This window comes from Bacillus litorisediminis (genome assembly GCF_022808645.1).
Taxonomy (GTDB): Bacteria; Bacillota; Bacilli; order Bacillales; family JC228; genus Bacillus_BF; species Bacillus_BF litorisediminis.
This window is the reverse complement of sequence record NZ_JAKZKT010000074.1, coordinates 1-10742: the sequence shown is the minus strand read 5'-3', so window position 1 is coordinate 10742 and position 10742 is coordinate 1. Positions and strand designations below refer to the sequence as shown.

Sequence of the window (10742 nt, the reverse complement as noted above, 5' to 3'; positions counted from 1 at the left end):
AAAGGGATATTGGAGAATATCAGCTAGTGAAACGCTTCAGAAAGCAATTAAAAACAAAACGCTCAAAAAATGGGGGTTAAAAGATTTAAACCACTTATATGAGCGTCGATACTTAAGCTATTGAACCGCCGTATACCGAACGGTACGTACGGTGGTGTGAGAGGTCGGCGCGGTGACGCGCCTCCTACTCGATTTCCTTCTGCTTTATTAAAGCAGAAAGGCTTAAATACTGTACCTGATATCACTTTTGAACTAGCTTTCTTTCAAAAATATGAAAATGCAGATCTGCCACATTCTTTATGAACTTCTGATCGTGTGACACAAAAAGGATGGTTCCTTCAAAGGCCGCGATAAACCGTTCTAGTGCTTCGATGGCATAGATATCTAAAAAATGGGTCGGTTCGTCTCACAATAAAATGTTATATTCCCCTAAGAACAGCTGACAAAGCTGGAGACGAATGGCTTCCCCGCCACTTAATGCTTTCACGCTTTTTCGCAAATCTGTACCGACAAACTGCATTGAATGCAAAACGCTTCGCAAAAAGCCTTCATCGCAGTCAGAAGCTTTCTTCACAAATTGCAGGACAGTTTCATCACTTGAAAATTGATAGCTCATTTGCCGGGAGTATCCGATTTTTGCTTTTGGTGAGATCGTTAAACCGGGGCAATGACTCGCAATATGATGAAGCAAGGTACTTTTGCCGCTGCCATTGCTCTCGGTAATCGCAATTTTACTACCTAGCGGGATTTGGAAACTCATTAAAGTCTATCGCTAAAACGAATTGGGAGACGTGATAACATGAACAGGGACAGATACACAAAGTAGTTTAAAAGGGATTTGTCATTTCATGACGAAATATTTAGAAAGAAGACATTTCGAGTCACGTAACAAAAATAAGCTCAATTAAAGGGAGGCCGCCATGATTTCTGTAAAGCAGTGGGCAGATGAGTTAGAAAAGGAAAATATTAAACTTGTGGCGGGAAGAAACCATTTGGGTCGAGAAATTACCTACGTTACAAGTTTAGAACTGACGGAAAGAACGTCTCGCATAAAGGAAAAAGGCTTTGTTATGTCTACCTTTCATGCCTTTAAGGATATTAATCAAATCGTTAACCATATCCAATGGTTAGCCCAAATAGGAATTAGTGCATTAGGCTTTCATACTGCATCGATTAAAACGATCCCAGAAGAAGTGATAGAATGCGCGAATGTACATAGTCTGCCCCTTTTTGAGATCCCGGAAGAAATACCGTATTATCTTATAATTGAAAAATTTAATCAGTTATTTAATGAAAAAGAGAATAAAAGAATGACAGAAATAAATAAATTAAATGAAAAATTGATGGAATTTGTTCTATTGGAAAAGGACCTGAATTCTATTGTTAAGGTAATTGGAAAGCATATACATAATACAGTGCTCGTACTTGATCCTTACTTTGAACTTATGGCTTTTTGGATTAAGAAAGAACAATCCAGAAGTGAGATAAAAGGATTAATGGAACTCATTATAAACCAGCATAAAACAAATATATTGAAGGTACGCTTTACTAATCGTGAAACTACTATTTCAATTAAACAAGAAATGGCTGCGCCGAAACATTATAAGGTTTTTCCTTTATTTTCAAAACTGGACTTTCTTGGTTATATGCTTATATGCCAAGAAGGAATTCGAGATCAGTTTTCTGAAGAAATCATACATAACGGTATACGAGCTTTATGTTTAGCTGCCCACAATAAAAATACCTTAAAAAACTATCAGAAAAGAAAGGATATTCAATTATTTGAAAGGATATTTCAAGGGGAGACAAAGGATATAAGTCCTTCTGACTATTTTATAAATATAAATAAGGTTAGATGTATTTTTCAGGTTCAATCGGTTTCCCCTGAATATCTCCAAACACAGCTTCAAATGTTTACGGAAGTCTTCAAAGAATATAATTCAAATTCATTCCTATGGATTTATGATAGAAAACTTGTTGGAGTAATAGAAACTATTTTTGAAAAGGAAAAGATTATCACTATTTTGAATGAATTTCCGCAAATCCGAATAGGGATAAGTGCAATAGAAAATAACGTAGACATATACAAAATTAAAAATATGTACGATCAGTCTTCATATGCGCTCATACACAGTTTGGTGCAAAACGAACAGCTTGTATTTTGGGACCAAATAGGGATTGAAAAAATTGCTTATCAATTAAGTGCCAATCCATTGTTTCATCAAATTGATGAGGAGATTTTGGGACCGATCCTTTCGTTTGATAAGGAAAAGAATGCCTCATTAACGGATACTCTTTATGTGTATTTGAAACATTTTTTTAACCTGCAGAAATCAAGCAGTGAATTATATGTCCATCCTAATACTGTAAAGTACAGATTACAGAAAATTAATGAACTGCTAGATTTTGATATTCAAAATCCATCCCATTATTCCATGATTATGCTGGCATTTTCATTGCATCATTTTAAACAAAAAAATAGAACATAGAGACAGTTTTTTGTTTAAGAGGCACAAAATCATGTGTCTTTTTTGTCTCTATTTTATAAAGAAATAGATTCTTTCTATTGATATAATTTTGAAAAATCAAACAATAGGAAGGAGATTAGCATGTTAACAACAAGATGGTTGCTAAAAAATTGTAACATCATTGATGGGTTAACTGACGAAGTTCATGAGAATGCATTTATCAAAATTGAAAACGGGATGATAACTGAGGTTGGACAAGGAGAGCCAACTCAAACGGGTGGATTCGAAATTATTGACTGTACTGGCAAGTATGTACTTCCAGGCCTAATCGATTGCCACGTTCACTTAGTTTGGAATGGAAGTGCAGATCCGCAATCCGTTATTAACCATGAAGAAAACGATAGAATTGCTCTAGAAGCTTACAAGCATGCGCTAGATACTCTTCGATTAGGAATCACAACCGTTCGAGATTTAGGATCCCCTGACAGAACCGTATTACATGTAAGAAATGTCATTAATTCCAACCTGCTTGAAGGTCCTACGATCATTGCATCCGGCGCACCGATTTGTATGACGGGTGGACATGTATATTATTTAGGATATGAATCAGATGGTGCTGATGAAGTCCGCAAGAATACAAGAAGGGTGCTTAAAGAGGGAGCAGACCTTGTTAAAGTGATGGCGACAGGCGGAATTTATACGAAAGGAGAAGATCCTGGATCTGTACAATTAACTATCGAGGAATTAAGTGCCGCAAAAGAAGAGGCCCTTAAGAAGAACAAAAAAGTAGCTGCGCACGCAGATGGACTTGAAGGAATTATGAATTGTTTAGAGGTTGGAATCGATACGATTGAACATGGAATTTTCGCTGATCGTCAAGCACTCGAAATTATGAAGAAGCAGGGTACTTTCCTAGTTCCAACAATGGCTGTCATGAGACAGCTTACAAGTAGTCCCGATATTCCGGCTTTTGCACTTGAAAAGGCGAAAAAGGTGGTTGAACCACACTTTAATATGCTGAAAGAAGCGGTGCAAATTGGAGTGAAAATAGCTACCGGAACAGATTGTGGCTCCCCATTAACTCCGCCTGTGTACTACTTTGATGAATTATCGATTATGCATGAGGCTGGAATGTCACAAATGGATGTAATCAAAGCATCCACAAGCGTAGCAGCAGAATGTCTTGGAATTGAAGATCAAGTTGGAAGTGTTTCTGCAGGAAAGCAAGCAGACTTATTAATTGTAGAAAAAAATCCGCTTGAAAATTTAAATAGTTTAAGAGATGACAAGCTGATTATGAAAAATGGCGTTTTTGTAAAGTAGATTATAAAAATTGAATGAGTGGTGATCGTATTGAACATTTATTTAGTAGCAGTAATCATTTATTTAGCTCTTATGGCTTTAGTAGGTGTATTCTTTGCAAAAAAATCAGTAAAGAATAGCGATGATTTTATGGTTGCAGGTCGCAGCTTACCGTTATTCGTAGTAATGGGTACACTATTAGCGACATTTGTTGGGTCTGGAACAGTTGTTGGTGGTGCCAGCTTTATTTATCAATATGGTCCATTTGCTGCTATTTTTAATCTATCAGGTGGATTTGTTGGAGCTATAATTTTATATTTTATAGCTGGAAAAATTCGAAAGGTCGAAATTTATACTGTACCAGAGCTATTAGAAAGACGCTTTGGAAAAGCAGCTCTTTTCATATCTTCTATTATTATCATATTCGCATTTGTTGGAATAACAGCTTATCAGTTTACAGGCGGAGCTTACGTGCTTCAATTAACAACTGGCATACCTTTAGAAATTGGCGCGATCATTATGTGCGTTCTCGTCATCTTCTTAACGGTTAGCGGAGGGCTTTTTTCAGTTGCTTATACAGATGCTTTAAGTGCTGTATTAATCATTCTTGGATTTTTAATCGGAGTTCCATTTGCATTAAATGCTGTTAATGGCTTTGAAGGATTGGCATTATCTTTGCCGGAAGCTGCAAAGTCTTGGAACGGCGGACTGACATTTCCACAACTTCTTGGCTTCTTTTTACCATTATTTTTACTCGTTTTAGGGGACCAAAACATGTATCAGCGATTTTCGGCTGCGAAGGATCCTAATGTAGCACGGAAGTCAACAATTGGCTTCTTAGTTGGGAATATCGCTGTTATTGGATTAACCATTCTATTAGCTACAACATCTATTGTTCTTTTCCCGAATATTGCTCCCGATACAGCCATCTTATCACTTGCAGTTGAAGGATTACCTCTGGTCATTGGAGTACTGATCTTATGTGCAGCGGTTGCATTTATCATCACAACAGCCACTTCTTACTTATTATCATCATCAGGAAACATTGTACGTGATTTAATTCAACGCACAAGTAAAAACCCAATATCTGAAAGCAAACTATTATGGTATAACCGTTTAGTTGTCTTGATTTTAGGGGTTCTTGCATATGTGCTAGGCCAATTCTTCCCAAGCGTATTAGCTATTCAAATGTATTCCTATACGATGTATGGAGCATCTCTCACTCCAGCGATTCTTGCAACAGTATTATGGAAGCGTGCAACGAAAGCAGGTATTTTAAGTTCCATGGTTGTCGGCGGTTCCGCAACAATGCTATGGGAAATCGGTTTAGATCGTCCATTAGACTGGAATAGTGTACTATTTGCGTTACCATTATCAGTGCTAACACTGATTATTGTAAGCTTACTTACAAAAAACAAGAATGTCACGACTGACCTTACGAATAATCATGCTAGTTAAGGAGTTGGATATTATGGATACAAAGAAGCGGATCAATAGACTGAAGGAGATTATGAGAGAACAAAATATTTCAGCAGTTTTTGTTTTTAATCCTGACCATCAATTTTACTTAACGGGTTTTAAAGCCCTGATTTATTCTCGACCCATCATATTCTATATAAGCGAAGAAAAAACAACATTAATTGTTCCGGGACTTGAAGAAACACATGCAAAAGATAGCACAAATCTTGAAGAAGTCCTCGTATACTACGAGCATCCAAGTGATGATCAGGCAGTGACTTCTCATTCTAAACATGTAACAACTTTATTAAAACAAAGTCCAATTTCTGCAAAAATTGGTGTGGATTTATCTTTTATTCCTGGAGAGATGCTGCAATTCATACAAGATTTAGGCTACCAAGTAGTTGATATTGGACAGGAAATTTATAAAATGCGTTTTATTAAAGATAACGAAGAAATCAGCATGCTCGAACAAGCTGGTCAGCTTGTCAATTTAGCCGTCAGCAAATCGTTGGCACAAATTCGTGAAGGTATTACTGAAATGGAAATCGATGCAGCTGGAAATGCAGCATTGTTCGAAGCGGTTGCAACTCAGTATCCTAATGCAGTTATCGATGTCGTTGTTATGTCCCCATCGGGTGTAAAAAGAAGTGTGATGCCGCATGTGTTTTCCAACACACGAAAAATTGAGAATGGTGATGTTATCATTCACAGCAGACAGGTTGGTTTAAATGGCTATCGGGCTGAATTAGAAAGAACTGTAATGGTTGGAAAACCAACTTTAGAGCAGCAGAAGGCGTTTCAAGCTGCAATCGAAGCCCAGCAGCGTGCGATTGATTTCATTAAGCCTGGCGTTACATTATCAGAAGTAGATGGAGTAGCACGTAAGGTTTTTGAAAAGGCAGGGCTTGAAAAATATGCAATCCATCGAACTGGACATGGAATAGGTGTTTCAGCACATGAAGCTCCATTTTTAAGATATGATCATCACGATGTAATAGAAGAAGGAATGGCATTTTCAATTGAACCTGGCATTTATATACCAGGAGTTGGAGGATTTAGACATTCTGATACAGTTCTCATTACATCATCCGGCTGTCGATTAATAACAGAATATCCGCGTGACTTAGAATCACTGCTTTATTAAACTCACATATTAATTGAGAAAGGAAGGAGCTAACAAGCTTCTTCCTTTCATAGGTGTAAGGAGATACAAGCGATGGAATATGTTATATCGAATGTACACATTTTGTATGGCGAAGAATTAGAACTAAAGAGCGAATCGGCACTTTGGATACAAGATGGGCTGATTAAGGCGGTGATGCATGAATCACAAATTCCTTCTGATGTTCCCATTATAGACGGAAAGGGAGGATATGTAAGCCCTGGCTTAATAGATTTACATGTTCATATGATGTGGGATGGTTCATTAGATCCAGTTCAAACCTCAGAATCGGAAGGCTATGAACAAATGATGATAAGAGCTGTTTCCAATTGCCAAACCTACCTTCGTCACGGGATTACGACTGTCAGAGACATTGGGTCCGTCAATGATATTGCGCTACATGTAGCAAAGGGAATAAAGAGGGGACTCATTCAAGGGCCAGACGTGATAGCAAGCGGAAAAACATTGACGATGACTGGTGGACATGATCCATTCTGGGCTAGATTTGTAGACGGAAAGGATGAAGCCTTAAAAGGGGTACGCGAACAAATTTTTAAAGGCGCAGAAGTCATTAAAGTCAGTGCTACCGGTGGTGTGTATGGCAGAACGGAAGGTGAAGAAGTGGGCAATGCCGAGCTTAGCTTAGAGGAACTCCAAGTCATTTGCAAGGAAGCACATAGATTCGGACTAAAAGTAGCTTCCCACGCCATTGGGAGAGAAGGAATTTATAACTCTATTCTTGCTGGTGTAGATACCATTGAACATGGACATTTTTTAGATGATGAACTGATCGCATTAATGGAAGAAAGAAATACAGCCTGGATTCCGACTTTGTTCGTGTATCAACAAATTGCCACCCAAGAAGGCATACCTTCTTACGCAAGGGATAAAGCTGCTGACATAGTGAAAATACATCAAAATGCGTTCAAATCATTTTTCGAACGGGATCTATTAATTGGTGCCGGTTCTGATGCCGGATCTCCATGTACTTCCCACGGTGCTTTACTAGATGAGTTGTATACGATGTACAATCTGATTCCTGATGCTCAAAAAATTTTAAAAACGGCAACGGTTAACGCAGGAAAAATACTTGATCGAAAAGTTGGTCAAATTCGTGAAGGCTATAAGGCCAATCTTTTACTGTTAAAGGAAAATCCATTACTGAAATTGAAACATTTAGAAGGCATAAACAATGTGGTTATTCAAGGAGAATTTATGAAAAGCCTGGAATAACACCCTTAGCTTTATTGCAGAGGTATCCGCTGTAGGATGCTTCTTTTTTATAGAATGATAGAGAAAGCTGAAGCTATACTTATTATGAAAGAAACAGTATTGAGCTGTGTTGGTTAAGCAATCGGAAAGGGTGAATACATTGAGTTATTGTTTAAAAAATGTACGATTAGAAACAAGCTTTATAAAAGAAAACGGAATAGTGATGGGGACGGAGACCAAATTATATCATTTAATCATTGAGGATGGGAAAATCAATAGGATCATAGAGTCGACAGAATCCATTCCTGATGATGTTGAAGTGAAAGATGCGAAAGGATTATTGCTGATCCCATCCTTTATAGAAAAGCATGTTCATTTGGATAAAACCTATATGGGAGGGCAATGGAAGGCCTGTATTCCAGCTTCGGGCGTGGTAGAAAGATGTGAAATTGAAAAAAATATGCTGGCGTCCAACCCATTAAGTACAAGAGAACGGGCAGAAGCATTACTTAACGTTTTGTTAGCAGCAGGTTCAACTCATGTAAGAACCCATGTAGATATTTATCCGGAGGTGGGACTGCGGAACCTGGATGGTGTTAAACAAGCACTGGAAGCCTATTCGGATAAGGTTAGCTCTGAAGTAGTTGCATTTGCCCAACATGGTTTGCTGCGGTCCGGGTCGGTTGAGCTGATTCGAGAAGCCGTTCGAAATGGGGCAGGAATTGTGGGCTCTGTAGATCCAGCGACAGTCGATAACGATATTGAAAAATCCCTCGTAACGTTAATGGATATAGCCGTTGAGGGAAACGCTGATATCGATTTACACCTTCATGATCCCGGTCACCTCGGTACCTTCACAATGAAACGGCTCGCCTATTTAACGAAGCAAGCTGGATGGGAAGGAAGAGTCGCTGTCAGCCACGCCTTTGGACTAGGAGATGTATCGAGAGAAGAAGCGCGTGAAATGGCATACATATTGAAGGATGCAGGTATTTCAATCATAACAAGTCTCCCAATTGGCAAAGGCGTTCCGGTTGACTTGTTAACAGAATGCGGTGTGGAAGTAGCGGTTGGAAATGATAATATTTTCGATTCCTGGTGGCCAACTGGCAATGGAGATATTTTGGAAAGAGCGGGACGATTGCTGGAAAGATACAGATGGACGAATGAGGTTGCTCTATCACAGGCTCTCAGGTTTATTACGGGAGGCAAAACACCATTAGACCGTGATGGTAATCAGGTTTGGCCGAAGGAAGGAGATCAGGCCGATATGATTCTTGTTGATGCCAGCTGTTCTGCAGAGGCTATGGCAAGACGGCCGAAGCGGAAAGCAGTTTTTTATAAAGGGAAATTGGTTTCTGCGGGCTTAGATAACCAATGAAGATAAAAGGTATGTTTTTATTAGCATGCTGAGAAAATGAAAAGACCAAATCTATTTTATTTGGTCTTTTCAGAGATAACTCTTATATTGAACAAGCTATTAAATCCTTCTTACCATAGTGAAAAACTATTTTGTAATCGATATCTTCTTTTTGTTAACCTCTGATTTTATGATCACATTTTTCCATAATAAATCGATAGATATATAATGAATGTTATATTTAATCTATCTGTTTCTGGGGTGATGGGGATGCCACTACCTATTTTTTTGATTGTTCTTTTGTTAGGTATAGTTTTTACATTTGTTAAAGATGAACCGATGGTTGAATCTGCATTTACTTCAATTAAAGCTACATTATCGCATTAATAGTATTTGCGGCAATGAAGATAAGGGAAACAGTTGATTTTTAATTTTCCTAGCATTCTTTAATTTTGATAATGGTTTCATCTTATAGTTATTATCATCTTGGAAATTCCGAGTACACCCGTTTTATGTTATTATGCTATCTGGTTTTAACTGAAGGGAAAACCTGAAACCTCAGGGGCGGTTCTTTTAGTTCAAATAGAAAAGAACTTCTTTTAATAAGCAACTAGTTTCTATTGTACCCCCTTAAGTTCAAGTACTTCTTTAACCCAGTCTATTAACTTTAGTAGAAAGACTAGTTTTAGAAGAAAATATGTGAATCTTCTTCATTTTTATAAAAGGTTTCTACTTGTTTAGATAGAATAATAGATTAGGAGGTTGTATAGTAATTATGGAAAGATTGGAGTTCTAGAGCATAATATAAAAAAGATGGATTAGAGTGACTCATTAGTTTGATGAGCGACTAAGGGGATATTATAATAAGGCTCCAGTAAGAACCAAATATAGTTTGCACACTGTTCTGTGATACTACTTTATTACTGCATACGGAATAACTCATTTAAAACAACAAAAGGTTTGGAGACGTATTTAGATCAACATTATACAAATATCAAGTAATATATCTTCTTCATCTATAGATATTTGAAAACGACAAATATTACCCTCATTTTAAAGTTGTATATCTTCAAAAAAATATTAATAACCACCCTACTTTTGCTTGTAGGGTGGTTATAATTGCACTAGTTAAAAAAGTAACTATAGTACAATCCATCCTGAACCAGTGTGTACTCGGGTAACTCTTCCTTCTCCCATAATAAAACGGATCTCAAATTCCAGTGTGTGGAAATCACGGTATTCGCGAAAAGGAAGTTCAATTTCAATACGATCATAGTTTGAGTTTCTCATGAATTCAATTGCTTCTCCTAGTCCAATATAACCATTGGTAATGGTACTTACCACCATTTCTTTTTCATTTAAAGTTAATGACCCTAATAGTGAAGCAATAGCATACCTAACACTACGAGCAGTATCCCAATAAAACGCAATTGATAATATACCTATAACTGAGCTCAGTCTGGTTTCAAGCTCATTGTCCGTGAGCTCATCTTCAAATCTATTTTTAGCTTGTAATTGTGCATACTGTAAGTCTAACAAATCATCAAAAGTAACAATAACTTTTTGCAAATATTCTCTTGTCGTATAAGCCATATTAAACCATCTCCTATTTTAAATTTATTAGATGCAGCATCTATTAACTAAAGAGGATGTTTATTGCAAAATAAAAGTGCAGAGCTTTGCAAAGAAAAAATGCAGAGACCTGCACTTATTTTGTTAGGTGCATAAAAAAAGACTTGCCAGCCACCCCAAGTCCCTCTACTGTAATTGGTGTCGA

The 10742-nt window shown here is 37.5% G+C and carries 7 protein-coding genes and 1 pseudogene; 6 read left to right on the top strand and 2 right to left on the bottom strand.

All coding sequences use genetic code 11. The features are described 5' to 3' along the window. Nucleotides 1–241: 241 nt before the first annotated feature. Nucleotides 242–760: pseudogene (locus tag MLE14_RS21080) on the bottom strand (ATP-binding cassette domain-containing protein); the annotation flags it as partial. A gap of 160 nt (nucleotides 761–920) precedes the next feature. Here MLE14_RS21080 and MLE14_RS21075 point away from each other — a divergent pair. From MLE14_RS21075 to MLE14_RS21050, 6 genes are all read left to right on the top strand, one after another. Then, nucleotides 921–2489: a PucR family transcriptional regulator gene (locus MLE14_RS21075; protein WP_243300379.1), complete on the top strand. Its 1569-nt coding sequence runs from the start codon at nucleotides 921–923 to the stop codon at nucleotides 2487–2489. 120 nt (nucleotides 2490–2609) lie between these two features. Further along, on the top strand, nucleotides 2610–3791 hold the full coding sequence (locus MLE14_RS21070; protein ID WP_243300378.1) for a metal-dependent hydrolase family protein: 1182 nt from the start codon (nucleotides 2610–2612) through the stop codon (nucleotides 3789–3791). Nucleotides 3792–3821: 30 nt separating this feature from the next. Beyond that, entirely contained in the window at nucleotides 3822–5228 is a 1407-nt protein-coding gene (locus MLE14_RS21065) for a sodium:solute symporter family protein (RefSeq protein ID WP_243300377.1), read from the top strand. Between the two features lie 13 nt (nucleotides 5229–5241). Next, nucleotides 5242–6375 carry a M24 family metallopeptidase gene (locus MLE14_RS21060; protein ID WP_243300376.1) on the top strand — a complete coding sequence of 378 codons (1134 nt, stop codon included), beginning with the start codon at nucleotides 5242–5244 and terminating at the stop codon, nucleotides 6373–6375. Nucleotides 6376–6447: 72 nt separating this feature from the next. Further along, nucleotides 6448–7626 carry a metal-dependent hydrolase family protein gene (locus MLE14_RS21055; RefSeq protein ID WP_243300375.1) on the top strand — a complete coding sequence of 393 codons (1179 nt, stop codon included), beginning with the start codon at nucleotides 6448–6450 and terminating at the stop codon, nucleotides 7624–7626. A gap of 139 nt (nucleotides 7627–7765) precedes the next feature. Further along, nucleotides 7766–8986 carry an amidohydrolase gene (locus MLE14_RS21050; RefSeq protein ID WP_279326903.1) on the top strand — a complete coding sequence of 407 codons (1221 nt, stop codon included), beginning with the start codon at nucleotides 7766–7768 and terminating at the stop codon, nucleotides 8984–8986. A 1119-nt stretch (nucleotides 8987–10105) separates the two neighbouring features. On the opposite strand, the gene MLE14_RS21045 is transcribed toward MLE14_RS21050, so the two are convergent. Next, nucleotides 10106–10558: a hypothetical protein gene (locus MLE14_RS21045; RefSeq protein ID WP_243300373.1), complete on the bottom strand. Its 453-nt coding sequence runs from the start codon at nucleotides 10556–10558 to the stop codon at nucleotides 10106–10108. Nucleotides 10559–10742 lie beyond the last annotated feature (184 nt).